Consider the following 25799-nt stretch of genomic DNA (forward strand, 5'->3'; position numbering starts at 1 on the left):
ACCTGAATTTATAACAATACCAAAAGACAAGTCGTCATTTTTTGCCATCCACATCACGAATGACTTATACCCTCTAGTGAACTCCTTCAAAAAAACATTCAATGCATCGCGAATTGTGAATAACAAAAAAGGGGCTAAGCCCCTTTTCAATGTTGTTGAAACTTAAAATTGATATCGTAGATTAAGTTGGTAACTAAGGAAGTCATTAGGCTCGATATCTACATATTGATACCCCAAGCCTACAGACCATGACTCAGTAAATTGATAGCTAAAACGCACACCCGCATACCAATCTGTACCATCAAGCGCTGTCGTTAAACGGCTATTACCCATAGTGCTGCTGATATCGGCTTGCCACCTAAACAAGCCTATGGGGACTTCAAATCGCCACGCTTCATGTTGGAGTAAAGTGAAACGTAATCCCAGCGTAACACCGTCGGCCAGTACGGGCGTCACCCCTTTGACCTGCTCATGATATTGCTCAGGGGTGAGACTTGCGCCTTCAATCCGCGCGCTGCCATTACCAAAGTCGGCATAACCTAACTCCACGGCCACCAATGGCGTCCATTGATAACCCACACTGACACCAATCGCCGTATCTGTGGTATCAACGGAAGTCACCGCGCCCGCTCCTGCTTGGGGTTGTAACACTCGCTTGCCGTTATCCACCTGAGCTTGCCCGATAAATCCTTCTGCGTACCAATATCCCTCATTCGCTGCATTCACCGGATTCACCATACCAACAAGCAGCAACACCACACTCAACAGATGCCATGCCCTGCGGCGTATCAAACCACCTGCAAGAAGCAATATTAATGCCCCTAGAGACACACTCCCTCCACCCGATTTATTGTCAATAACCACATCTTGATAGGCCTTAACGGTGACGAATACTTGCCCTGTTGCTTCGCCCCCAAAACCATCACTAATCCGATAACTCACAGTATCTACTCCATCAAACCCTGTTTTAGGTATATAACGTAGCTTGTTCGATTCGACCGAAACCACGCCTTGCTGTGCTGTCGCACTGATTAAGGTCAGGCTATTACCATCGGGATCGCTATCGTTACTTAATACATCGATTAATAAGCTTGTTCGGTCATCTGTAGTGGCACTGTCATTGACGGCAATCGGTGCCACATTACCACTCACTATCACCGTTAACTCACTGCTTGCGGTGCCGCCCTTACCATCAGTGATGCTATAGATAAGCACATCAGTACCGACAAAATCAGTCGCAGCGGTATAACTCACATGCTGATTGGCTAAGATTGCCACGGTACCAAACTCACTGACGACCTGTGTAACGGTTAACGTATCGCCATCGCTATCGGTATCGTTTGCAAGCACATCGACATCAATACTCTGATTCCAAGACAGTGAGACGGAGTCAGGATTTGCAACGGGTAAATGGTTGCCATTAAGCACAACCGCCACCCCACCTGGATCGACAATCGTGCGGTTAGCGACACCATCATCATCGTTCGGCCCACCATCCTCTATGGTTAACTGCACACACCAATGGCCTTCAGTTAAGCCCGGAGTCCAACGACTATCACCAGGAGGCGGGCAGAAACCTCGCTCACCTTCACTACTGGCGATACTGTTACGCGCATCTATAACAAAATCCTTCCAGCCATGTTGTGCTTGATACTTACGGTATACCGCATTAGCGGGTATAGGTGAGCGCTGTGGTAACACTAGGCTGTAACTCTGCCCTTGTTGTGGCAATCCTGTGGCGATAAAGTCGAAAATACCACCTACATTGGCCGCAATACTGTCTGTAGCCACTTGATTAGGTTGCAGTTGTACACCACTTAGCCCTTCGATAAGGGCTGTATTCCCTAAGCGTAAACACACGCCTGCTTGCCCTTCTGCCAAGAAATACACGGGTTGTAATTCAGATTCAGGGATCACATTACAATCGCTAATGGCGTCTAGATAATCAGGGATACCATCACGATCTGCGTCACCAAAGCCTTCTTGGTCGTCAGGAATTAAGTCCCCATCAGTGTCCGCCCCCGTGAGCACAGGCAAGGTTGGCCGTACCACAAGATAGACTTTTTCCGTTGTAGAGAGTGCGGGGGAGCCATCATCTGTGACCGTCAAACTCACAGGGTAAATCCCTGGTAATACCGCAGCTGGTGAGAAGAACATGCCCTGGTTATCAGATTGCAAGTCCAATGCCCCACTTTCCCATACCGAGGTTAAACTGTCCTGCATATTGGCATCACTAATATGCGCATCAATACGTACGTCACCGCCGTTCTGCGCAACAATCAGTTGACGCTCACCCGCTTGGGTGACCTCTAAGCTCACTTTAGGTGCAATATTCGCTTCAGTTATCAGGACTTGTGTTTGATTTTTACTGCCCAGATTCAAACTAGGATCTAAGCTAATCAGCACATCTTCGTTCCCTTCAACCTCACCATCTTCTACTGTTCTAAAGGTGATCTGGGCCTCCTGACCGGAAGTCACCTCCACCACACCGCTCACTAGGTCATGATCACTGCTGCTAGCAGAGCCTGAAACGGTATAGGGTATGGATAGAGGATAATCTGGGGCGACACCGTTCAGGTGCACAGTGACAATGACCTCATTTCCTTCACCCACTATCTGATCTTTACTTAAAGAGATTAAGGGATGCACTTTGACTTTCTGGGCCTTAATCGCTTTGTTACCCTCGCTATCGACGGCTTGCCAGTAGGCCAAATAGTTACCCGGCGCAAAAAATAAACTCTGATTGACTAAGGAAACCGGCAATGCCTTACCATTGCGATCGACCGCTTTAGCAAACCCGAGTTTGACGCGGGTAAATAAGCCTGTTGCATTGACCTCAACATCATCGGGTAAGGTGATAACAGGCTGATTATCTGACTCGGCGCCATCAATAAGCACATTGACTTTGGCTGTGGAGCGTCCCTTGTTGCCATCACTGATGGTATAGCGCAGCGCCACTGGGCCGACGTATGCCTCTGGCGCGGTAAAGGTCAGCCCATCGGGAGTGATTTGCACACTGCCGATATCTGCTGCGGCGCCATCAATCGTTAAGGTATCGCCATCCACATCGGTATCGTTCTCAAGCACCGCCAGAGTATAGATATCGTTGACTGAACGTGTCAGCGTGTAAGCATCATCGACGGCTTGTGGATCATCATTCACGGGGGTGACATTAATCGTGATAATCGCAGGCTCTGAGCTCAGTTCAGCATCTTTTGCAATAAAACTGAGCTGATCTGCGCCGTTGAAATCTTTCTCCGGTGTGTATAACCATACTGTCCCATGTTGCGCCAATGTACCCGACTCAGGCTGACTGACAACTTCATAGGTCAGGGGATCATTATCCACATCCTCACCCATGAGGGTGATCATCACTGAGCTATCTTCCTCCAGCGTCACGGTTGAACTTATCGCAACCGGTGCATCATTCACATTCGTCACTGTGATGGTAAAACTTTGCTCTGCCGTTAACCCATCGGTGTCCGTAACCCGTAACATCACCGGGTGCATACCCACATCAGCATTGCTCGGTGTGCCACTTAACACACCAGAGGCAGCATTGAAGGTTAACCAGCTGGGTTTCGTCACCGCGCTCAAGGTAATGACATCACCCGTGTCTGCGTCGCTGGCAACTAAGGTGTAACTGTAGGCCACATCCTGAGTGGCTGTCGTGATAGCAACAGAGGTGATACTCGGTGCATCGTTGACGTTAACCACCGTTATGCTAAACGCGGGTAGACTCGCACTCAAAGTACCGTCACTGACACTGATAACAATACCATTCGTTATCCCAATATCCGCATTGGTTGGCGTGCCCGTTAACGCGCCAGTTGCTGGCTCAAACGTGGCCCATGTCGGTTTGTTGGTAATACTGAAGGTTAATGTATCGCCAGCCGTGTCCGTTGCCGTTGGGATAAAACTATAGAGTGTGTCCTGATTGATACTCAGCGCAGGCGTACCACTAATGGTGGGTGCGCCATTCGGCACGACCGCATTGGACACCGACGAGGAGGCTCCTGTACCTACAATATTGGTTGCGCTGACGGTAAAGGTATAGCTCACGCCATTGGTTAAGCCAGAAAGAGTAATGGGGGAGCCTGCACCCGTTGCCGTTGCACCGCCAGGGTTGGCAGTGACGCTATAACCGGTAATCATTGAGCCACCGCTGAAGGCGGGTGCGGTGAACGCTATAGTTGCCTGAGCAATACCAGCGGTCGCAGTACCTATGGTGGGCACACCTGGAACCACTGGATTGACCGTAAATGTTCGGCTCACCTGAGTTGCAGCAAGGTAGCCGGCGTTGCCTGCCTGATCCGCATTAATCGTGCAGCTACCCGCCGCCACAAAGGTTAACAGGCCACTAGAAGTAATGGTACAGACACCGGGCGTAGATGAGGTAAAGGTGGGTATCAGGCCAATTGCATCGGTAGTGGCGATAAGCGTTGATGTAGTACCAAAGTTCTGCGCACCTGGCTGGTTGAAGGTAATTGTCTGGATTGTTTTAGGTGTAACGGAATTGGATGCAACCGACGCAGGGCCTGAGCCCGCCACGTTTTCGGCAGTGATAGTAAAGGTATAGCCCTGCCCATTGGTTAAACCCGTTATCACTATAGGTGATGCGGCTCCGTTTACCGGAGGCACATGTGCCGGATTGGTTGTCACTGTATAGCCAGTAATGCTTGTACCACCGGTGTTGACTGGCGCAGTAAATGTCACACTCGCTTGAGTATCACCGGCAATTGCAGTCCCTATGGTTGGCGCACCGGGCACTGCAGCATTAACGGTGAAAGACTGACTCACTTGGCCAGCTGGCAAGTAGGATAAGTCGCCTGCCTGGTCGGCATTGATAGTACAGGTACCTGCCGTCACAAAGGTCAACACACCGCCACTGGTAATTGTACAAACTCCGGTAGTTGATGAGCTAAATGTCGGCGTCAAACCGGAATCGGATGTCGCTGTCAGTGTCGGCGACGTACCGTAAGTCTGGGCTCCGGGGTTGGCAAAGGTAATGGTTTGTGGTGCTGCCGGAGTAATGGAGTTGGATGCTGTAGACGCAGCTCCCGTTAACGCCGCCGAGTTAGTGGCCGTGACCGTAAAGGTATAAGAAACACCATTGGTTAAGCCATTGACAGTAATGGGCGCACCAGCACCGCTGCCGGTTAAGCCTCCGGGGTTAGATGTTACTGTATAACCGGTAATCGTCGTACCACCGGTATTAGTTGGTGCTGTAAAGGCCACCGTTGCCTGAGTATTACCCGCAGTGGCAGTGCCAATAGTTGGCGCACCCGGCACTACCGCATTTACCATAAAGGTTTGCGACACCGTTGTCGCAGCATTCACGGCTGCATCACCCGGCTGATCAGCGTCGATAGTACAGCTTCCTGATGTAACAAAGGTCAGGGTGCCGCCAGTAGTAATGGTACAAACACCGGCAGTGGCTGAGCTGAAACTTACGGCGTAACCTGCTCCGGCAGATGATGTTGCCGTTAGTGTTGGCGTGGTACCGAAGTTCAGTGCGCCCGGGTTGTTAAAAGTAATGGTTTGATTACCTTTAGGGATCACAGCGTTAGAGGCCGCTGAAGCAATACTGTTACCTACGGCATTAGTTGCAATTACAGTAAAGGTATAGGCTATACCGTTGGTTAAGCCTGTAACAGTAATAGGAGATCCTGCACCGATGCCGGTAATGCCGCCGGGGTTGGATGTTACGGTATAGCCGGTAATAGCTGAGCCACCGTTGTTCCCGGGTGGAGTGAAAGCTACAGAAACCTGACCTTCCCCCGCTATCGCCAAACCTATTGTTGGTGCATCTGGTACTGAAATAGCATTGCTCACCGTAATGCCATTGCCTGTTAAATCAGCTACTGATACAGCCGCATCTGCACCTGCTGCCCAATCTTCAGCAGCAGCCAGATTATAAGTAGTTGCATCCACCGAGCTGGTACCATTTTTATTCAACAGCAAGTTGACCGTGTTCCGATCAGTGGCGCTGAGCGTTAGGGTGAAGAAGGTGCCGGAGGTGATTTCTACATTGGCTGTGTCGGTCAGTGTATAGGTGCTACCGCCTTCACCTGTGAAGGTGAACCTGTTAGCAACTATATCGTTGGTTGCACCTGCACGACTCAGAAAGCCGGTTCCTGTAACCACCAGCGCACCAGTGCTAGCGTTGTAGGTGGCACTGGTAATGGTCGGTACTGCCACATAGCTAACGGTAATGCCATTACCCGTCAAATCGGCAATAGTGACTGCCGCATCAGCACCGGCATTCCAATCTTCAGCAGCGGCCAGGTTGTAGGTGGTCGCCCCGGTAGAGTTGGTGCCATTTTTATTCAGGATCAGGTTAACGCCCGCCCTATCCGTCGCACTCAGCACCATTGTAAAACTGGTACCGGACGTCACTTCCACATTTGCTGTATCCGTTAAAGTCCAGGTACTGCCACCTTCACCGCTCAGCGTAAAACGATTGGCGACAATATCGTTGCTGGCGCCACTGCGTGATTTCAGATTTGCGCCTGTTACCACCAAAACCCCAGTACTGGCATCGTAGGTAGCCGATGTCACTGTGGGCTCAGCCGTATTGGAAACAGTAATACCGTTGCCCGTAAGGTCGGCTGTTGCTGGCTCAGCAGCAATAAAACCTGCCGCACCGGCAAGGTTGTAAGTAGTCCCACCGGTAGAACTGGTGCCGTTTTTGTTGGCAATTAAATTCACTGCCGCGCGATCGGTCGCGCTGAGTGTCAGGGTAAAACTGGTGGCACTGGCAATCTCCACATTAGCGCTGTCGGTAAGAGTGTAGGTACTGCCGCCCTCGGCCGTGAAAGTAAATTTATTGGCGACCACATCATTGGTCGCACCAACCGTTGCGGTGAAATTGGTGCCGGTAACGACTAACACGCCAGTGGAGGCATTGTAGGTGGCAGAGGTGATGGTTGGAAATGGAGGTATTCCGTCTTCAAAATCCAGATCATCTACTACAACAATAGTGTCAGTTCCTGTAAAACGGATTTCATCGATATATTGCCAGTCAGAATTGAAAGTTAAGGTACCGCCAAAACCTCCACCTACTCCATTTTTTGCATAAGTAACAGATCCTGACGAATCTGAGATACCAGTATTTACAGAGTCTGACGCAACTGAAACACCATTTCGATAACCCGTCACAGTCAAGTTAGGGCTAGTCCCCAAACCCGCCCCAGTGTCTACTTCAATAGAGACTATACGAAACTGCGTGCCATCCGCTGAGGAAATTCTTGCATCCAGAGCACCCGCAGTAATGTTGACTCCTTCAAAATTAAACATGACTGCTAAGTCGCTGGAGTCTGGTGTAATACTTATGCTGGAAGGCACTTGAGTTAACCCCAAAACACCTGCAGGTGAAACTAACCTGTAGGTTGCTCCGGCAATAGTTTCACCATTGGGATTCAGAAACCGCTCCTGTTCAGAATTAAAGTTTTGGTCCGAGGGAGTTACCGCCATTGCACCAAAAGATGCCAGAGCCAAAAAGCCACCTAAAAATAACCTGCACCAAGATAGACACCGATACTCTGTAACAAGATTTTTTAGTGCGTAAATTATATTGTGAGTGGCTCGCAACATTTTACTTCTCCGTTAAAAGCTTATTTTAAGTAGTGCTCGTCCCTGGCGTCAGCGGCAGAGCATCAATTACGTGAAGGGAAAATGCCTTCAAGAGCAATAATAAAATTAACAACTTGATAAGGTTGAACGACAGAAACAGGCATATTGTTACCAGAAATACCTGTATTTCCATTTACGTTAACAGTTGTGGTGGCAGTCACAGGCGATAGTGTGGTGTCTGGTGCAGTAGTGCTAAACGCATTAAGAGCAGCTAAGCCACTCACCACTTTGGCGGGCACCGTGGTTGGCCCAGGAGTAGCGGTATTACCATTCGCGGAGGAAGCTCCCAATGCAACGCTCGTATTTCCTGTTCCATTTAGTGCTACGGAATGAACGTGCGCGGGTAATTCATTGGCTGTCAAGGTCACATTTTCAGTTCCACCCGTTTGTCCCAGGGTATATTGACTGGTGCCAGGGCTTTGGCCTTGATGCACAGGCACACGCCCTTGTAGGTTAGGCAGTGCAAAAGTCGTTTGGCCATTGCCACCATAGGTGGTGCCTAGAATTGAAAAAAGTGCGGTATGTTGCGAGATAGACAGTAATTGTCCATTACAAAAAGCCCAGCCACGGGGAGCAAAATTACCTGCAAACATAGTGATTTCACCAATAAATGGATCTGACATTGTTTTTCTCCTTAAAATAACGATTTTGTCTAGTTAACGATTTAATTACTCTCGACATTTAATCGACAGCGAGTTCCTTTAGCTGATTGCAACATCATCCACATCACGCGATGAGAGACTATCTAGATAATATGAAAACAAAAATAAAACAAAATTATTACAATTAAACATACATTAAAAATTGATAAACACAATCGAGCCCCCAAAAAATCAAGGTAAATGCTTTCACGTCACTTCACCCCATAACATCAACTCGTGGGTGTCAGAACAACTTTCAAGCTTAAATCCATGTTGTAGATAAAGCTTTTTAGCTCGCGCATTTTCCTTCTCCACGGATAAACCAACGGGTAAATTACGTATTGCCGCCTCTTGCTTAATGAACGCTAAAATGGCCGAGCCAAAACCCTGTTCCCTCATGCTATTTATCACAATCAAATCAATAATATGGACTCTATGTTCACTGGTATCGAGCATCACTTTCCCGACGGCTTGCTGGTGATAAAACAAGATATAAGTGTTCGCATTTGGATATTGTTCCCGATAAGAGGCTTGCTGCAGTTGATATTGTTTCGCCAACATAGTGTCAACCACTTCACGGGGTAAACCCAGTTCATAAAAGAAAGGTTTTGTAGAGTAAAAAAGCTGTGCCATAAATGGGTTGTCGTTTGCATTAGCGGCTTTAGCACTTAAGCCAATTAGTGAATTGAACTCATCTAGCATCATGCTTTTTATCCCAATATAAACGCTGCAACAGTTGGTTATAAGTCATAAATAATTGCTGCCACGATGGGCTTTGCAATTCACGAAGAGGGACTGGTTCATTTGATACAGCAGGCGTAAATACTTGCCCCTGCTGTTTTGCATCAAAACACCAATGATCTTGCCAGCACTCTATTTCATCCATAGATAATGGCCTGCCTAAGATGGTAGAGAGTGTTGTGGGATGAAAATCCTTTACTTGTTGATAATCTAACAAAATCGCTCGATTTGAGTTCAGTAAGGCATGGGTTAATTGCGCTAGATGCTGTAATACACTGATACGAAATTTATTTAAGCTAAAGGTTGTACTCACAGTTTCTATCTGCTGTATATGCCACTCAGTTGAAAGTAAACCTTGCCCTTCAACCATATGACGACCCGCAAGACGTTGGTGAGAAGCCAAAATATCCTTAGGATTACGTATCAGGCATAGCACGCGGCTCTGCGGGTAAAGTGCTAAAAGCATCGGCCAGTAAGCCAAATCCCAAGCATTCCATTTCACCACTAAATGCCGCTCACCATGCCTAAATCGCCCTTGCAGCCTTAAACATAAATCAACCAGCTTTACCTTTACTTCCTGTGACCAAAAGTCATCGCGCATAATATCGCTGCATAGCATAGATTCAGAAATTACAAGGCAATCATTTAGTTTAGAAAAACTACTTGAAACTAAAGTTGAACCACAACGCGACCAATGGAAGATCATGAGGCAAGGATGGAGCTCGGGCACAGAGTCGCACTGTGTTAAAAGAGATTTGAGTAATGTTTTAGGTTGGATAAAAATCGCCAATAAGCCTAGACGGATATCGCTAATATCATCCTCAAGAAAGGGCTTAGATAATTGATTAAATGCAGGGATCCAATACACCTCTTTGCTTTGGGAGCAATAGCGATAGGGAAGCCACGCTTGGCTAAATAGTGCTAATTTTGGTGTAAAATCCTCCCACCGCTGCATATGAATAAAAGCCAGCATTTGATCTAAAGTAAGCTCAGGCCAAGCCAGCCAATCTCCCATTAAGGTGACAAATTGCTCAACACTGCTTGCTTGATGCAGTAACAAAAGTCGGTCAGGCTGATGTAATAACTGCCAATAACGGTTTTGTCTCTCTTGCATATCATTAACCATCAGGAAGCCACAGGGTAAAAGTTAATGTATTGCACCATACGGGGTAATTTACCCCGATTAGGACTCGCTCCGTGGGGCAAAGCATGGTGCCAAATGATGAGATCGCCCGCTTTGGCTGCTATCGATTTAACTGGCCATTCATGCCAATCCTGCTGCTGAAGCTCTATATCCGTTTTGTTCTGCTCAAGGAGCCAGTTTTCTATTTTGAGATGAAATCCAGGGACACAACAGAACGCACCTTGCTCGGCACTGGTATCGGTTAAATAAATTAATCCTTGAGTTGCAAACACTATGGGTAATTGCAGCGGCATATCCCAGTGCATATCAGGCCCTGGGAAATGCCATGTTGGTGTTTCTGGAGGATTGAAGCTGACTCTATCGGTTGTCATCACCAGATCGGTTCGCTGCCAAAGCTGTTCAAACACTTGACGGATTTTGGGTGCTTGTCGATTCGCGTCCAGTTGCGGATGGCGAAACAGTTGCAGCATAATTTTTTGCATCAATGCATGGGATTGATACCAAGTTTGGGGTTCTTTTTCATTTGCCCCTAACTGCTGCCAAATTAAGGCGCGAGTCGCAGCGCATTGCTCTACCGATAACACTTGCGGGATCACTAAGTAACCTTCGCGGTGCCAAAAGTCGAGTTGGGCATCGCTTAACACTATATTAGGGGGTAAGACCCCAGGCGTAACCGTTCGCGCAATACCTAAAGATAGATCTCGCAGGCGTTGATTTATAACGCCAATATCTTCCGCCGTGAGCTTAGTGGTCTGCAGTATCAGCTTGATAAATGTCTGTAGATCGTCATTTTGGTATAGGGCCTTTAGCCCCGGCTCTAGACCAATACCACAGAGATCCAGCAAGGCTTTATCCAAAAGCCATTCATGGGCGAGTAGAGGGAGAGACTCGCCGCCTTTCTGTAACTGCACTTTTTGCCATAGGCGCAGTAAATGATAAATACCACCGCCCCCTAAATCCTCACTCGAGACTAAAACGGATTTCTGCAACAGGGTGTTAGCAAATGTGGCTAACGCTTCCACACTTAAAGATGATCCTGCTTCACACTCTAATTTCTGCTGCATTCACTAAATCCTTTAGCCAAGTATTCACTTCGCAATCAATCACTAAATTGATGCGTGCTTCCTGCCCTTTATTTTCAACCCAATGAACTTGATCGGCATTGATATACCAAAGCTCTCCCGCCTGCATTGGAACGCGCTTATCATCCACATAAAAATTTAACTGTGCATTCGTTTGCAGCGGCAAGTGCAATCTCGCCTCGCCATACTCAAGAGAAAGCCCTTTATCGCTATGGGGTTTAATTTCAGCCCCAGCATGCAAACGCATCAAACGTACCGATTTAACAGGACAACCTAAGGACTGAATAAAGCTTAAGAGCGCAGGACTAGACTCAAGACAAGGCAAATTACGCCAATCTTCGGCCGATGATATAGAGAAGGCTTGCAAGATAGGATGGGCCCCTTGATACTCAGCGGCACAGCGCAGGACAAGAACATCCCAACCGCCCTGATAATCACGTTGATTAACATGGGGCAACCAGTCTTGTTGCAACAATGCATTAAGTTCTACTAGTATCTGGTGGGTATTTGAAATATGAGCAAGCAAAGCAAAAGAGTCGATATCCATATCTAACGGCTGTGTTTTTAGGTCAGTCAACCAAGCCTAGCACAACGTCACAATCATACAAGTCAGCAACACTTTAACCCATGATTTGAAACAAATGGAATATCCCATGCTTAACTGGAACACTATAGACACAGTGCTACTCGACATGGATGGCACATTATTAGATTTACACTTTGATAATCATTTCTGGCTGAGTTTAGTACCACAGGAATTGAGTCAGCAGCGAGGTATTAGCACGGATGACGCGCAACAATTAGTCGTGAGTGCCTATGTAAAAGTGGCAGGAACACTCGATTGGTATTGCCTCGATTATTGGCAAGCAACACTTCAGCTCGACATTATGGGCTTGCATCGTACTTTGGTGGATCGCATTCAACTACGCCAAGATAGTATGCCCTTTTTAGATGCCTTAGCCTCTGCGGGTAAAAAACGTATTCTTGTTACCAATGCGCACCCCAAAAGTCTTGCTTTAAAGCTTGAGCATACAGAACTTGGCTCAGGGCTAGATGGGATGATTTCAAGCCACGAAACAGGTTATCCCAAGGAACATCCACAATTTTGGCAAACCTTGTTTGAAAAATTTGTCCTCGATCCTAGCCGTTGCCTCTTTATCGATGACAGTGAGCCGATACTCAATGCAGCAAGGTTAGCAGGCGTGGGTCATCAACTGGGGATAGCCAACCCCGATAGCCAAAAACCGCTAAAAATCTTTCACGACTTCCCAGCTATTACTGACTATCACTTATTACTTGATGATTTAAAACAACAAAAAGATAATAAAAACAAAGGCACCTGAGTGCCTTTATCCTCTTTAAGCCGAATACTGTAACTACAGCCCCGGAATACGCCCCTGATACACCACAGGGAAATAACCGTCAGTACCACGTTTGCCCAGTATTCCCAATGATTCACGCATATCCTTAGGTTGCTCAGCAGTTTCTTTAATTTTAGCGGTAACACTCACCATGTTGTCCTCCACTAATTGCAAAGTGCCCACAATGCCCAACTGATTTTTAGTTTCATCGGTCATTAACTGAGCTTTACCTTCAACGCAGCTTAACCCTAGCTCAATATTGCCTAATGGATATTCACCAAACTGGTTTTTCACATGGGTTTGATTTAGAAACAGTTTACCTGATAACTGCTCACACCAAGGCTTACCCTGCTCAAGCGTTTCGACTAATAGGCTGACTTCACCCGTTATTTCAGTTCTAAACGGCAACTTAGCATTACCAATAAGAAAACTGTCTGGCGCCTCAAAACGTAATCCTTTGGCACTTAAGCCACCTAAAGACCAAGTGACCAGCCCTTTAGAACTGACTGGCGTCGCGCGACTACCTATCTGAAAATCAACCTTAACTTTTCCTAAAAATAACGCCCAAGGACTCAGCTCCCAGCGTATTTGCTCAAGTTGGCGTTGCGGCACACTTAAGGTTTCAATACTGCCAGACCAAATACTGCCATTCACCCCCGAAATACTGATGTTCGCAGGTAATGGCGCTAAAGCTATCGCAATCTTAGCGGGAAATAGAACGACTAAAAATACTAAATAAATCAGTACACCTATGATGACTTTTTTTATCAAGCTCACAACGACACCTCTATTGCGCTAATTGGATACGTCTTACTTTGACATAGCCTGGCGTACCAGCCTCAGCCAAATCAACACTTTCGAGGGATAAACCTTTTTTCTGAACCAACTCACTCAAATAACCTAATAAGGCATCAAAAGGCACATCGTCCATCCACACTTGGATCTTATCGCCTTGGGGTTGCATGCGCGTGATCACTAAGCCATAGCTGCCCGCTGTTTGGTTAACCACCGAGCTTAAACTGTCAGACATCGCAGGTTTAGCACCGCTTTGCTTCAGTCCAGCAATTTTATTTGCCGTTTGCTTTACATAGTTCAAAGTCTGTTGCTGGGCAGTGAGGTTACGTAATGCATCGGCTTCAGCATTCGCAATCGGTGTCCAAATACCCCAATAGAACACTCCTATCACCAAGAATACGACACAAAAACCCACTAACTGTTGCTCGCGTAACGCCAGCCCCTGCCACCAAGTTCGCAAATTATTCATCTTATTTGCTCCTCAAGGTTAAGGTGCTAGTCACTTGATCTTCAGCGCTATTCATCGTGCCACCATCGAGTTGGAAACGACGTCCAACAATTTCTTTAAATTTCTCAATCTGTGCGTAATTTTTAGCGGTAACCTGCATACGGATCTCGTTACGAGCACTTTCAAATCTTAACGTATTGGGTTTAAGCTCAGGGACTTGCTTAAAGGCATCCTGTAAACCAGCCAACATTGCAAAAAACTCGGCGCCACTCCCCTGCCCCTGCAAGGCTCGTAACTGACTTTCCATTTGCGAACGTAGATTCACAATCCGAGTATTACCCGGCACAACCTGTTGGTAAATCGACTCGCTCTGCGCTTTCAGATCGGCAATCTGACTATTGACTTGATGGATCGTCAGCCCTTTATTCACAAGGGCAAGCACACAGGCGACCCCGAGTATAATGAGGGAATTTTTCCATAAAATTAAGTACTTACTGTATTCGCGCTTAGGCGTATAAACACCACTGAGTAAGTTAATAGGCGCATTTAAAATACCACGGGCAAGCACCAACATTGGTAAATCTAAAGGTTGCTGTTTAAGCTCAACACCTTCAAGCTCGAAATCGGTATAACTGGCTACTGAAATATCTTCATCCTTAGTGACCAGTTGTTTCATCGCAAGTGGCAGCCAAGAAAGTGGCAAACTTTGGCCTGTACCAGAGCCTGTTCTTAGCAGTAATTCGTTGCCAAAACGCATCGCTGCCCATTGGCATTCCTGCAATGGCAAAGCCAAACAGTCGGGAACGATACGTTTAACTTTTAACCCTGCCTCTGTTAAACAATTCAGCCAAGTTTGCATTTGTTCATGGGCAACGGCGACCACACTTAAGGCATCACCATTACGTGGTCCAACGGTAAAATGCATAGCGTCAACATCATCTGCTAGCATTTCCTCTAACATAAAAGGCAGTGCTTTCAAGGCTTGACGTTGGCCTTTTTCAGGCAAATTAACACTGGTTAGGGTCATTGCTGATGCGGGCACAAGCACATCAATAGGACGATTACCCGCACGTTCAGTTAGGGTCGCTAAACCTTGAGCATTTGCAAGTTCGCCAGAGGCGATAATTTCTTGTTCTTGCTCAGACCATACCAACCAAGAGCAAGCCTGCTCTGTGTTTCTGCCTAAGCGAATAAATAGCCGTTCACTCACAGTTTTTCTCCACCAGCTTCAACCTAAAAAAGAATTGAGCTTGATTGCTATTATTTTTGTCCACCAAACTGACGGGTGAGCACTTCCATTTTGTTACCGCTGCCTTTTCTGAGCACACTCTCCATTCTAAAGATGGCATTGTCGACCTTAGCGCCGGAGGCGAGAAGGAAATACTGACTGTCGATAACAAAACTCGACTTCATTGCATCCTCCCATTTGATCGACCGCATGGAAGAGGTTTCATAAAAATCATCTATTTTGGCAAAACCATCGCTAGGGCGTTGATTAATGACACTCTCTGCCTCACCAACTGAAATTTGCCCCTCAACCATGGCCGCAAGCAATGCAGCTTGCTCCACCTCTAAGGTGTTTACATTGAGCAATTGCCTATCATTTCCCGGAATAACACAAATATAGGGTAATAATTTCAAATAAATATCTTGGGTATATCCCATTACTGCCCGCAATTCACTACGGTGATTCATCAGGGTATTTGCGGCACGATACGGCACATTTCGCGCTTCATACTCTGCATCTTCGGCGCCAAAGGGGCTGGTTGTTGTATCTTCATCGATATAATCTTTTAGGGTTTGTGTCAGACGATCCGCCGAAAAATCATCCATCCCCAAACTCACCAACAACGCTTTATATTGTCTTGCCGCCAAGGGTAACTTAGGTTGCCCATTTTCGACTTCTTTCGTTGTGGCAGACAAAGCATTTAAATTAAAGCAGGAACGCATATCGGTGATCTTGCCAGCAATTTCACCATATTCCGCCGGGAATACTACATCACTCATGGCCCAATACTGCTGCCGATGCACCTTTCCTTCGGAATCCTCTAAATCTTGTTTTAGAATTTTTTTCGCCAACTCTTCTGCCGAAATCGTATACCAATAGGCTTGGTCGTACTGGGCTAAGTTCAATGTTCGGCGCATTGATAACTGATTACGACTGGTAATATTCGTGGCAATAATCACCACCAGTGCCACAATCAAAAGCACAACAATCAGTGCGACACCGCGCTGTTTAGAGTGAAGCTGAATACGGTTTTTCATTCTCGACCCTCGTCTTCGGGATCGTCATTAGGATCCACTTCGCCAGAGCCATCACCGCTACCAGTATCTTCATTCTCTTTATTGTCGTCTTTTGGATCATCCTTATCTTTGTTGTCATCGTCCTTAGATTTTTCAGGTGCTAAGGCCCCTAATGGCAACAAGAACTTACGCTGAATTTTACCTAAACCTTCAATATCCACTTCCATCGCGATGGCTTTAGGCAGCTTAGTCGCTTCGACTTTTCGCTCCCATTTATCTTCCATAAAGAAGGAATATTCTACCGACAACACGTTATCGATGATCACAGTCTTAATCGGCTCAGCACCAAACTCAGGCTCTGGGTAGGGAAAATACCAGCGTTCCAATCGCCCTTCTTGCACCACATAGGCGACGGACTGCAAGCTGCCTCTTGGTAATAAGCCATCGGGATTTAACCAACCCAAACGGTAAAAGACGAGTGCCTCAGATTCTGAGTCTAAAAGCTCATTACCCGTTTGGAATACCGTAGTACCACGTCCACCCTCGAGTAACCTTGGTGTTCTCGCGACCATTTGGTTTAAATCACGCTCAATCGCACCAAAGCCTTGCTGCAATGCCTTTAGGCGAGTCGAAAAGTTTTTAGTCACTTCATCGTTGGTCAATACCGTACTTAACACTGCATTGGCCGCTACACCTATCATGGCAAAAATCGCAATAGCGATTAACATTTCAAGCAGCGTAAAGCCTGTGTGAGCTTTAGTTAGTTTTAAGGACATAACTGCTCACTTGTGCTGCAATACGCTGATAACGCTCATCCTCACTGACGCTGATGCGGATCATTCTAAAATTATCATCCGTCGTTTTTACAACTTCTCGGCGCCAATACCAGTCCTTTCCTGCCAGTTCAACTCGGCCTTCTTTTTTACCTAATTCAGGAAACTGAGGTTCAAGCCTGACATCGACCATCTGATTGTCAGCAACCCATTGCGCCAGAGTACGCGACTCCAGAATGGGCATATTTGCCATTTGTTCACCCAAACTCTTGGTGATTGAAACCGCGGCAACAGAAAATACCGCCAGCGCAACAATCACTTCAAGCAAGGTCATGCCCTTAACGTATTTCATCTGGCCGTCCTAGAGTTAAACGCCCAAGCGCATCACCCACCACCAGTACATCAATCTGTCCCTTATCGGTTTTTGCGATAAAACTCAGTTCAAAAGCACTCATTTCACCACTGGGGAATAACATGATCTGAGGCTCTGGATGTTTCTTTTTATCCTCGGTTTTAGCTTCAATAAATGGCTCATCAAACCAAGATTTTTCCTCTTCATCTTCTTGCACTAAAGGTAAACCATCGAGCACCAAGTTTAACGACACCCCAGTCTCCATCTGTTTTTCAGACAGCATTCTGTCTTTTTCCAGAGGATTCCATTTACCATCTTTATAAAAAACAAACTGATAACTGGTTTTTTCAATCACAATACCAATAAATTGACCGCTTAAAACCGTTTCATCGAGCACTAATTCTGTCGCGGCCATAAACTGCTGCGCCGTTCTTTCAAGGGCCTGCTGTGGCCCCGAGTTACCAATAGACATAGTCACTGCAGCAGCGGTGAGTCCCATCAGCAAAATCACCAGCATCACCTCCATTAAGGTGAAACCAGTTTGGCGCAGCTTTATCATTTTATTGGAAATTCTGTAAATTCCAGTTACCGATATCATCTTCGGTACCTGGTTGACCATCTGGGCCTGCGCTGAAAATATCGAGCTTGCTGTTTTCGCCTGGGCTTAACAGTAAGTAATTATTACGCCATGGATCCTGTGGTAAGCGTTTGACATAGCCTTCTTCACGATAATTGCGCGGCTCTGGTGAAATGGTTGGCTTTTGCACTAAGGCTTCTAAACCCTGTTCAGTCGTTGGATAAACGCCATTATCTAGCTTATACATGTCTAGCGCATTCTCGAGCGCCACTATGTCTGATACGGCTTTTTGTTGGTCGGCTTTATCTTTGTTACCCATTAAATTAGGCACGACCATAGAGGCCAGAATACCAAGAATAACAATCACTACCATCACTTCGAGTAAGGTAAAACCTTTTTGTCTGTTGTTTATTTGCATCAACTACTTCTCCTAAAAAAACCTACGCCAATTGGCTTGGCTATAAATCCATAAATTCAACAATCAGCTACTAATCAAGTTGTTCAATGCTAATATCGGCTGCAAAATCGCCATAACGATAAAGAGCACAATACCCGCCATACTCACCACCAACATAGGTTCAAATACGCCAAGGGCAATATTGACGTTACCTTCAAACTCCCTATCTTGGTTATCCGCAGCCCGTTCTAGCATCTGTTCGAGCTGACCACTTTTCTCGCCCGAGGCAATCATATATAACATCATTGCCGGAAACAGCTTAGTGTTAGTCAACGCAGCACCAAGGCTGGTTCCCTCTCGCACACGTGCTGTTGCATCATCAACCGCGGCACGTACTCGCATATTTTGCAGTACTTCGCTCGCAATACGCATACCATCAAGCAAGGGGACAGAACTGGCAGAAAGAATACTTAAGGTACGCGCAAAACGCGCCGTATTAAGGCCTTTACTGACACGACCAATCACAGGCATTTTCAGTAAAAAACTATCGTACTTCATTCTAAATGCTGGCGACTTAAGCATCCGTTGAAACACGACTGCCAACAATACTATCGCCAACACCACAAAGAGGCCGTAGTTTTGGACAAAATCAGACGCCGAGATCAAAAAACGAGTGGTAGCGGGTAACTCTGCACCCATATGTTCAAATTGACCAACAACCTTAGGTACCACAGCCGCGAGCAATACTGAAATCACACCAATCGCGACCACAGTCAGCACTATCGGATAAATCATTGCCTGTTGCAGTTTTGACTTAAGCTGTTGGCGGCGCTCGGTGTAATCGGCAAGACGATTTAAGACCACTTCTAGGTGCCCTGACTTTTCCCCCGAGGCCACCATAGCGCGGTATAAGTCATCGAAAATATGCGGAAACTCAGCAAGGGAGTCGGCAAAGCTATAACCTTCGACGACCCGTGAACGCACCGCCATAATCATACTCGCGAGACGATCCTTCTCACATTGTTGACCGACGGCTTTAAGGGATTCTTCAATAGGTAACCCCGCCGCCACTAACGTCGCGATTTGGCGAGTAATAAGGGCAAGTTCAGCGACTGAAATCCCACGTTTGAAAACAGAAAACCCACTGCTTTTGGCTTTGGCTTCTTTTTCGGTAACGGGAAGAATTTCCAGCGGCATCATACGCTGTTCCCGCAGTTGGCTACGGGCATGTCTGGCGGTATCGGCCTCTATCACGCCTTTAAGCTGCTTACCCTTGGCATCCAGTGCTTTATATTCAAATGCTGGCATTGCTTACTCCTCGCGGGTCACCCTTAGCACTTCTTCAAGTGTAGTGATGCCCATGAGCACCTTACTCATGCCATCATGGCGAATACTGGGTACGAACTGGCGAATGTATTTTTCAATCGCCAACTCACCTCGACCACCATGGATAAGCTCGCGCACATTATCATCCACCAGCAGTAATTCGTGGATCCCCGTACGACCGCGATAACCGCTTTCGCCACAAGCCTTACAGCCATTGGCACGGAAGATGTGTCGGTTATCATCTGCGGCGATGCCCAGTAATTCACGTTCACGTTCATCGGGAACATGTTCAATCTTACATTTAGGGCACAGAGTTCGGATCAAACGCTGAGCTAACACACCAAGCAAACTCGATGAAACGAGGAAAGGCTCGACACCCATATCTTGCAAACGGGTAATAGCGCCAGAGGCGGTGTTAGTATGCAGGGTTGAAATCACCATATGACCCGTGAGTGACGCCTGTACCGCAATTTGGGCGGTTTCGAGATCGCGGATCTCACCAATCATCACCACGTCTGGATCTTGACGTAAAATCGCCCTTAGACCACGGGCAAAAGTCATATCTGCCTTAGTGTTAACTTGGGTCTGGCCTATGCCTTCTAACTCATATTCGATAGGATCTTCAACAGTGAGAATGTTGGTGTCTTTGGAGTTAATCTCAGTTAAACCTGCGTACAGCGTGGTACTTTTACCTGAACCAGTAGGACCCGTCACTAAGATAATACCGTGTGGACGACGGATAAGCTCTTCAAATTTAACGCGAATACCGTCTGTCATCCCCAGTTGTTTTAAATCAAGATTACCCGCATTTTTATCAAGTAAACGCAGCACGACACGCTCACCATGGCTCGATGGCATGGTCGACACCCGTACATCAACGGCACGTCCCGCAATACGCAATGAGATACGGCCATCTTGTGGTACACGCTTTTCAGCAATATCGAGGCGCGCCATCACCTTAATCCGCGACACTAACAGTGACGACAATTTACGGTTGGGTTTAAGCACTTCTTTAAGCACACCATCAACACGAAAACGTACGATTAACTGCTTCTCATAGGTTTCGATATGAATATCTGAGGCTTCTTCTTTAATCGCTTCGGATAACAAGGCATTAATCAGTTTGATGATAGGTGCGTCATCATCACCTTCAAGCAAATCTTCGGTCTGAGGTAACTCTTCAGCAAGAGTGAATAAATCCATCTCGTTGCCAATATCTTCCATCAGTTGCTGTGCCTCAGAGGAATTAGCCTGATAGACCTGAGTCAATTTGGCCTCAAATCTACCCGCCTCAAGTTGCACTAAGGGCAAATCAACTCCCGAATAACGCCGTGCTTCAAGCATGGCGGCAAGTGGTGTTTTAGCGGTATGAAACAGGCTTAATTCGTCTGTATCACCATAGGCCAAAATCACCTCGTGACGGTGGGCAAAGGCAAAGGGTAAACGCTCTTTGCTATTGGAGCGAAAGACCTCATCACCTTCGGTATCTAAGCCTAGTTCATTAGACGCTAGGCTTAAGTCATCGACTTGGGATAATTGAATTTCACTCATTGGTTTTATCTTTATTTTTGTTTTCATCCAGCGTTTTGAGCGTTGAATCAGTTTTACGCATCTGGGTGTCTAGGCCTCTGCCATCTTTGTAACGCTCTAAAATATCGTTCACTTCCGGCGGTAGATACTCAGATTGATTCCATTCATCCAATACAGGGACTTGAGTATCCGGCATTAAGTTAACGCCACGCTTTTGTTGCTCAAGTTGTAACGCTCTGAAATAGTTGTATTTACGCCCAGCAATCCCTTCCATTGTCATACCATCACGAATAATGGTTGGCTTGATAAAGATCATCAGGTTTTTCTTCGTCTTTTTACTGGAGGAAGATTTGAATAAATGCCCAAGCACGGGTATATCACCAAGGAAAGGTACTTTTTGCACACTTTCCTGCACTTCTTCGTTAATCAAACCCCCGAGTACCACAATTTGCCCAGAGTCAGCCATAACAGTGGTGGTTAGACGGCGAGTCGCAAAGGAAATATCCACCCCCGTGTTACCGTTAACGCCTGACACTTCTTGTTCAATCGCCAGCTTAACCGCATTGCCCTCGTTGATTTGTGGCACCACTTTCAACTTAACCCCAACCTCTTTACGTTCAACGGTTTGGAATGGGTTGCTGTTATTTGAACTGGCGGTAGACCCTGTCAAAATAGGCACTTCATCACCCACGATGAATGAGGCTTCTTGGTTATCTAAGGTGGTAATCGAAGGTGTTGCCAATACGTTAGAATTAGTATCACTCGACACGGCTTGAATTAAGGCACCAAAGTCCCCCATGGCCACACCCCAAGCCATACCATTGACCTTACCTAAAGCTTGGGCAAGTAAGGTGACATCACCTCTGGTATCAGGATTTTTAGTTGTTACAGGATTACCATTACCGTCAAGGGTAGTAACAGTATCACCTTCTTTATCCTGTGCTTGCCAAATCCCTGCGCCAATCTCACCTATGGTTGGGCCTAAGTTATTAAACTGAGTACCACCACCCGCTTTAGCAGCCCATTGCACGCCAAAACCGACATTATCGCCCTCAGCAACTTCGACGATAATGGCTTCGACCAATACTTGAGCACGGCGAATATCGAGCTGGTTAATCACGCTCTCAATAGTACGCATTTGATCCGGCTCGGCGCTGATCACTAAAGCGTTTGTATCTGTGTGAGCCATAATGTTGATTTCATTACGACGTTTCGCACCCGCCTGCGCACTTGGATCTTTTTCACTTTCCAGTTTTTGGGCAAAACCCGTTAACACTTCAACCAAATCTTCCGCTTTGGCGTAGCGTAAATAACGTACCTTAGTGTTTCCTGTGCTGGCTTGCTCCGCATCGAGACGATGAATGAGCTCAACCACCCGCTGACGGCTCTTTTCATCACCACTAACGATGACAGCGTTAATACGCTCATCGGCCACCACTTTGGGTGCTTGACCGGGTAACTGCGCTTGGTTTGCGCTTGCACGGTAAAGGGTATCGATAATTCGCACCATTTCACCCGCTGATGCGTACTCTAGCGGCACCACTTGTACCGATGTATCCCCTTGTTTATCAACACGGCGGATAATTTCCACCAGCTTGTTAACCACAGAGGCTCGGCCCGTCAGCATAAGTACGTTGGAAGGATCGTAGTTGACGACGTTGCCACCACCAGCGTTATCATTTAGCTGGCGTAACAGGGGAGCGAGTTGCTTAGCCTCAGTGTTATACAAGGCCACAATACGGGTAACCATTTCATCGCCAATGCCGGGATCATTATCGTTCGCGACACGGATTGCCCCCGTCTGGGCGCTTTTGTCTTTAACAACCTTAATCACGCCATTTTCCATCTCGACAATGGCATAACCATAAACTTGCAACACGTTAAGGAAGAACTGGTAATACTGTTCGTCATTCAGCAGGTCATAACTGCGTACGTTAATTTTGCCACGGATCGTTGGGTCAACAATGATGGTCTTATTCAAATTTTTACCAACAATGTTGATAAACTCTTGAATATCAGTGCCCTTGAAGTTGGCCGCATACTGTTCTGACCAAACAAATTGGGAGGTAAACATGGCAGCGCCCGCCACAACTCCAGCAATCAGTTTGCGTCGAATCCTTTTATTATTCATTATGTTACTTTCCTCTAACGCGTGTTATTGCGGCAAACTAAACATGATTTCAACCAACTGCCCTTCCCGCTCAACCATAATGGAAACTTCAGTTAATTCAGGTAATTGGCTCATCATTTCTAACGCCTGAGTCATCACAGTCAGGTCGTACCCATTTATCGATTTCGCTAAGTCATTCGCTTTAAACCCTGCCTGCCTAAACAAATTGACATCTTTACCGGGATTTAGACGATAACCCACAACCGCGTCCCCTTGTCTTACGGGTGAGATGGCAATGTAATCGGTGATTTTGCTGGGGTCGGCTAATAACTCATTACGCGACTCAGCCAGTTCTTGGGAGATTTCAGCATTTTGGCGTTGATCAACACGGCTGACAGTTTGCTCTACTTTGCTTGTTTTGGCTTGCTGTAACTGCTGATTAACTGCGCTTTGGCTTGTATACACTAGCCCGTCAAGCATTAATGTTTCGTAACGCCCCGCGTTAGTGATGATGATACGGTCGGCATACACTTCCTTGAGTGAAGCAGAAGTACCTTTAATCTTGTCCCCAAGACTGTAGGTTTCTTGAATGCCACTGGACTCAATAATCGCGAGCCCTTTTTGATCTGCCGTTGAAGCAACCACCCCCGTCAATAGGATAGATAGGCTTGTTTTAGGGGCATCGGTGATGGCTTCTACCACTTCAACCTTAGGTCTTTCGGACTGAGCGTCAGCTTTACCAAACAGTCCAAGTTGTTGTAAACCCGTAAGGTCGATTTGGCCCGCACCACTGCCTACCGTGGTGGCCGTCGGTGACCACGCACTGGGTGATGAGTGAGTAGGTACGAGCTTCCAAGTAATTTGTGCCGCTAATAACAAACTGACAATAAACCCAAACCAGAACGTAACCTGACTTAAGGGCTTATGAGGAATGCTGGCAGCTTTTGCGATAACTTTATCTAATAAATCCATATTTATGTGGACCCTCGATACAGGTCTCTGTTCTGATTATATAAATTGATGATGCCAGCCACATGCTAACCTAGGCCGCATTTGGCAACAACCCCATAACAGTATTGTCATTGGCGAAAATCGCCCATTTATGCTAACTTTGCCCGCCTAAAAAGGGTGTGAAGCGCGCCACCCTTTAACATAATAGAAATGCAGCTCTCGCATTTTATTGTTCAACATGTGAACTCATCGATCTTTTGCCTTGGAGACACTATGACGCAAAGTTTTGGCGACAATACCAGCGTTCGGCTCGACAAATGGCTGTGGGCCGCACGTTTCTTTAAAACCCGCGCCATCGCCAAGGAAATGATCAATGGCGGCAAAGTACATTACAACGGTGCGCGCACCAAATCTAGTAAGAATGCAGAGATAGGTGCCGTCCTTAAGATACGTCAGGGATATGACGATAAAGAGATCGTGATAAAAAAATTATCCGAATTGCGCCAAAGTGCATCAATCGCACAAGAATTGTACGAAGAAACAGCTAACAGTGTGGCAAAACGCGCAGTAAACGCAGAAGCCAGGCGATTGAACATACTCAATAATCCTGCGCCAGACCATAAACCAGATAAAAAGCAACGACGTCAGCTCATTCGCTTTAAAGAATTCTAATAGTGAGACTCAATAATGAACCAAGATATTTTACACCGTTACCTGTTTGACAATGCCGATGTGCGTGGTGAGTTGGTGCAATTACAAGAGAGCTACCAACAAGTGCTCGACGCCCAAGCGTACCCGCCTGTATTACAAATTTTACTCGGTGAGTTAATGGCGGCGACCTCACTGTTAACGGCAACCTTAAAGTTCAGCGGTGATATCAGCGTGCAGTTACAGGGTAATGGCCCCGTATCACTGGCGGTGATTAACGGCAATAACCTGCAACAACTGCGCGGTGTTGCGCGTTGGAATGGCGAATTAACCGATAACGCCAGCCTTGCTGACTTATTTGGTCAAGGTTATATGGTGATCACCCTAACACCGGATGAGGGTGAACGCTACCAAGGTGTCGTGGCATTAGACAAGCCCACGCTGGCCGCCTGTGTTGAGGAATACTTCAATCAATCTGAACAGTTACCAACAGCATTATGGTTATTTGCTAATGGACAACAGGCTGCAGGTATGTTCCTGCAAATTCTGCCAAGCCAAGAAGATCACCATCAAGACTTCGAGCATTTAAGCCAGTTAACCTCAACCATTAAGGCCGAAGAATTATTCACTTTAGATGCTGAAAACGTATTACACCGCTTATATCATCAGGAAGAAGTCCGCCTATTCGATCCTATTGAAGTTAGCTTTAAATGCACCTGTTCACGTGAGCGAAGTGCTGCAGCGATTAAGACTCTAGAGCAGGCTGAAGTTGAAGCCATTCTGGCCGAAGAAGGTAAGATTGAAATGGGCTGCGAGTATTGCAATGCCAATTACGTGTTTGATGGCATAGATATCACAACAATATTTGCCAATGGTCAGAACTCGAATATACCTCAATAATCAATAAATTAATTAAAAAAATGGGCACAGTCAGGTGCCCATTTTTTATTCCACCATGATCCAGTTCACACTTTGTACTCTGCTTAGGCTACAATCGGCATCACTTTGTCCCTAGCACGGCCTAGGCGATAAATAGCAAATAAA

Annotated in this window: 20 protein-coding genes and 1 pseudogene; 3 read left to right on the forward strand and 18 right to left on the reverse strand. The window is 46.5% G+C overall.

Annotation, left to right across the window (positions count from 1 at the left end; all coding sequences use genetic code 11):
• Positions 1–162: 162 nt before the first annotated feature.
• The 6 genes and pseudogenes from SPUTW3181_RS19130 to SPUTW3181_RS19155 all read right to left on the reverse strand — a co-directional run bounded on the left by SPUTW3181_RS19130 (position 163) and on the right by SPUTW3181_RS19155 (position 11790).
• Positions 163–7596, reverse strand: coding sequence for an Ig-like domain-containing protein (locus SPUTW3181_RS19130; RefSeq protein WP_011790927.1), 7434 nt, complete (start codon positions 7594–7596; stop codon positions 163–165).
• Positions 7597–7658: 62 nt separating this feature from the next.
• Positions 7659–8258 (reverse strand): phage tail protein, encoded by a 600-nt coding sequence (locus SPUTW3181_RS19135; RefSeq protein ID WP_011790928.1) that lies wholly within the window; start codon positions 8256–8258, stop codon positions 7659–7661.
• 225 nt (positions 8259–8483) lie between these two features.
• Positions 8484–8981 (reverse strand): GNAT family N-acetyltransferase, encoded by a 498-nt coding sequence (locus tag SPUTW3181_RS19140; protein ID WP_011790929.1) that lies wholly within the window; start codon positions 8979–8981, stop codon positions 8484–8486.
• Positions 8968–10131 (reverse strand): hypothetical protein, encoded by a 1164-nt coding sequence (locus tag SPUTW3181_RS19145; RefSeq protein ID WP_227498124.1) that lies wholly within the window; start codon positions 10129–10131, stop codon positions 8968–8970. The genes SPUTW3181_RS19140 and SPUTW3181_RS19145 overlap by 14 nt, the downstream gene beginning before the upstream one ends.
• Before the next feature lie 11 nt (positions 10132–10142).
• Positions 10143–11147 (reverse strand): annotated as a pseudogene (locus SPUTW3181_RS19150) (phytanoyl-CoA dioxygenase family protein); the annotation flags it as partial.
• A 55-nt stretch (positions 11148–11202) separates the two neighbouring features.
• Positions 11203–11790, reverse strand: a complete 588-nt coding sequence (locus tag SPUTW3181_RS19155; RefSeq protein ID WP_011790932.1) for an aspartyl/asparaginyl beta-hydroxylase domain-containing protein — start codon at positions 11788–11790, stop codon at positions 11203–11205.
• Between the two features lie 106 nt (positions 11791–11896).
• Here SPUTW3181_RS19155 and yrfG point away from each other — a divergent pair, with 106 nt between their 5' ends.
• A complete protein-coding gene (gene yrfG, locus SPUTW3181_RS19160; protein WP_041408257.1) occupies positions 11897–12586 on the forward strand; it encodes a GMP/IMP nucleotidase in 690 nt (229 codons plus the stop codon).
• Positions 12587–12619: 33 nt separating this feature from the next.
• Here yrfG and SPUTW3181_RS19165 read toward each other — a convergent pair whose 3' ends face one another.
• The 12 genes from SPUTW3181_RS19165 to gspC all read right to left on the reverse strand — a co-directional run bounded on the left by SPUTW3181_RS19165 (position 12620) and on the right by gspC (position 24128).
• Complete coding sequence (locus SPUTW3181_RS19165; protein WP_011790934.1) at positions 12620–13381, reverse strand: type II secretion system protein N; 762 nt, start codon at positions 13379–13381, stop codon at positions 12620–12622.
• Between the two features lie 10 nt (positions 13382–13391).
• Complete coding sequence (locus SPUTW3181_RS19170; RefSeq protein WP_011790935.1) at positions 13392–13868, reverse strand: type II secretion system protein M; 477 nt, start codon at positions 13866–13868, stop codon at positions 13392–13394.
• 1 nt (position 13869) lies between these two features.
• Positions 13870–15057, reverse strand: coding sequence for a type II secretion system protein GspL (gene gspL, locus SPUTW3181_RS19175; RefSeq protein WP_011790936.1), 1188 nt, complete (start codon positions 15055–15057; stop codon positions 13870–13872).
• A gap of 50 nt (positions 15058–15107) precedes the next feature.
• On the reverse strand, positions 15108–16112 hold the full coding sequence (gene gspK, locus SPUTW3181_RS19180; RefSeq protein WP_011790937.1) for a type II secretion system minor pseudopilin GspK: 1005 nt from the start codon (positions 16110–16112) through the stop codon (positions 15108–15110).
• Positions 16109–16867: a type II secretion system minor pseudopilin GspJ gene (gene gspJ / locus SPUTW3181_RS19185; RefSeq protein ID WP_011790938.1), complete on the reverse strand. Its 759-nt coding sequence runs from the start codon at positions 16865–16867 to the stop codon at positions 16109–16111. Before gspJ ends, gspK begins: the two co-directional genes overlap by 4 nt.
• Positions 16848–17216 carry a type II secretion system minor pseudopilin GspI gene (gene gspI / locus SPUTW3181_RS19190; RefSeq protein ID WP_011790939.1) on the reverse strand — a complete coding sequence of 123 codons (369 nt, stop codon included), beginning with the start codon at positions 17214–17216 and terminating at the stop codon, positions 16848–16850. Before gspI ends, gspJ begins: the two co-directional genes overlap by 20 nt.
• Complete coding sequence (gene gspH, locus SPUTW3181_RS19195) at positions 17203–17775, reverse strand: type II secretion system minor pseudopilin GspH (protein WP_011790940.1); 573 nt, start codon at positions 17773–17775, stop codon at positions 17203–17205. Before gspH ends, gspI begins: the two co-directional genes overlap by 14 nt.
• 1 nt (position 17776) lies before the next feature.
• Positions 17777–18211, reverse strand: coding sequence for a type II secretion system major pseudopilin GspG (gene gspG / locus SPUTW3181_RS19200; RefSeq protein ID WP_011790941.1), 435 nt, complete (start codon positions 18209–18211; stop codon positions 17777–17779).
• 63 nt (positions 18212–18274) lie between these two features.
• Complete coding sequence (gene gspF, locus SPUTW3181_RS19205) at positions 18275–19498, reverse strand: type II secretion system inner membrane protein GspF (RefSeq protein ID WP_011790942.1); 1224 nt, start codon at positions 19496–19498, stop codon at positions 18275–18277.
• A 3-nt stretch (positions 19499–19501) separates the two neighbouring features.
• Positions 19502–21067 (reverse strand): type II secretion system ATPase GspE, encoded by a 1566-nt coding sequence (gene gspE, locus SPUTW3181_RS19210; RefSeq protein WP_011790943.1) that lies wholly within the window; start codon positions 21065–21067, stop codon positions 19502–19504.
• Positions 21060–23177 carry a type II secretion system secretin GspD gene (gene gspD / locus SPUTW3181_RS19215; RefSeq protein ID WP_011790944.1) on the reverse strand — a complete coding sequence of 706 codons (2118 nt, stop codon included), beginning with the start codon at positions 23175–23177 and terminating at the stop codon, positions 21060–21062. Before gspD ends, gspE begins: the two co-directional genes overlap by 8 nt.
• 24 nt (positions 23178–23201) lie before the next feature.
• Positions 23202–24128, reverse strand: coding sequence for a type II secretion system protein GspC (gene gspC, locus SPUTW3181_RS19220; protein ID WP_011790945.1), 927 nt, complete (start codon positions 24126–24128; stop codon positions 23202–23204).
• Between the two features lie 252 nt (positions 24129–24380).
• On the opposite strand from gspC, the gene hslR reads away from it, so the two are divergent.
• Entirely contained in the window at positions 24381–24779 is a 399-nt protein-coding gene (gene hslR, locus SPUTW3181_RS19225; protein ID WP_011790946.1) for a ribosome-associated heat shock protein Hsp15, read from the forward strand.
• Between the two features lie 15 nt (positions 24780–24794).
• On the forward strand, positions 24795–25655 hold the full coding sequence (gene hslO, locus SPUTW3181_RS19230) for an Hsp33 family molecular chaperone HslO (protein ID WP_011790947.1): 861 nt from the start codon (positions 24795–24797) through the stop codon (positions 25653–25655).
• The last annotated feature ends 144 nt before the right edge of the window (positions 25656–25799 follow it).

Origin of the sequence: Shewanella sp. W3-18-1 (assembly GCF_000015185.1) — a bacterium.
Classification (GTDB): domain Bacteria; phylum Pseudomonadota; class Gammaproteobacteria; order Enterobacterales; family Shewanellaceae; genus Shewanella; species Shewanella putrefaciens.

Coding starts and splice junctions, on each gene's coding strand:
- SPUTW3181_RS19130 (WP_011790927.1), bottom strand. CDS start 7,596: ATGTTGCGAGCCACTCACAATATAATTTACGCACTAAAAAATCTTGTT.
- SPUTW3181_RS19135 (WP_011790928.1), bottom strand. CDS start 8,258: ATGTCAGATCCATTTATTGGTGAAATCACTATGTTTGCAGGTAATTTT.
- SPUTW3181_RS19140 (WP_011790929.1), bottom strand. CDS start 8,981: ATGATGCTAGATGAGTTCAATTCACTAATTGGCTTAAGTGCTAAAGCC.
- SPUTW3181_RS19145 (WP_227498124.1), bottom strand. CDS start 10,131: ATGCAAGAGAGACAAAACCGTTATTGGCAGTTATTACATCAGCCTGAC.
- SPUTW3181_RS19155 (WP_011790932.1), bottom strand. CDS start 11,790: ATGGATATCGACTCTTTTGCTTTGCTTGCTCATATTTCAAATACCCAC.
- yrfG (WP_041408257.1), top strand. CDS start 11,897: ATGCTTAACTGGAACACTATAGACACAGTGCTACTCGACATGGATGGC.
- SPUTW3181_RS19170 (WP_011790935.1), bottom strand. CDS start 13,868: ATGAATAATTTGCGAACTTGGTGGCAGGGGCTGGCGTTACGCGAGCAA.
- gspK (WP_011790937.1), bottom strand. CDS start 16,112: ATGAAAAACCGTATTCAGCTTCACTCTAAACAGCGCGGTGTCGCACTG.
- gspJ (WP_011790938.1), bottom strand. CDS start 16,867: ATGTCCTTAAAACTAACTAAAGCTCACACAGGCTTTACGCTGCTTGAA.
- gspI (WP_011790939.1), bottom strand. CDS start 17,216: ATGAAATACGTTAAGGGCATGACCTTGCTTGAAGTGATTGTTGCGCTG.
- gspH (WP_011790940.1), bottom strand. CDS start 17,775: ATGATAAAGCTGCGCCAAACTGGTTTCACCTTAATGGAGGTGATGCTG.
- gspG (WP_011790941.1), bottom strand. CDS start 18,211: ATGCAAATAAACAACAGACAAAAAGGTTTTACCTTACTCGAAGTGATG.
- gspF (WP_011790942.1), bottom strand. CDS start 19,498: ATGCCAGCATTTGAATATAAAGCACTGGATGCCAAGGGTAAGCAGCTT.
- gspE (WP_011790943.1), bottom strand. CDS start 21,067: ATGAGTGAAATTCAATTATCCCAAGTCGATGACTTAAGCCTAGCGTCT.
- gspD (WP_011790944.1), bottom strand. CDS start 23,177: ATGAATAATAAAAGGATTCGACGCAAACTGATTGCTGGAGTTGTGGCG.
- gspC (WP_011790945.1), bottom strand. CDS start 24,128: ATGGATTTATTAGATAAAGTTATCGCAAAAGCTGCCAGCATTCCTCAT.
- hslR (WP_011790946.1), top strand. CDS start 24,381: ATGACGCAAAGTTTTGGCGACAATACCAGCGTTCGGCTCGACAAATGG.
- hslO (WP_011790947.1), top strand. CDS start 24,795: ATGAACCAAGATATTTTACACCGTTACCTGTTTGACAATGCCGATGTG.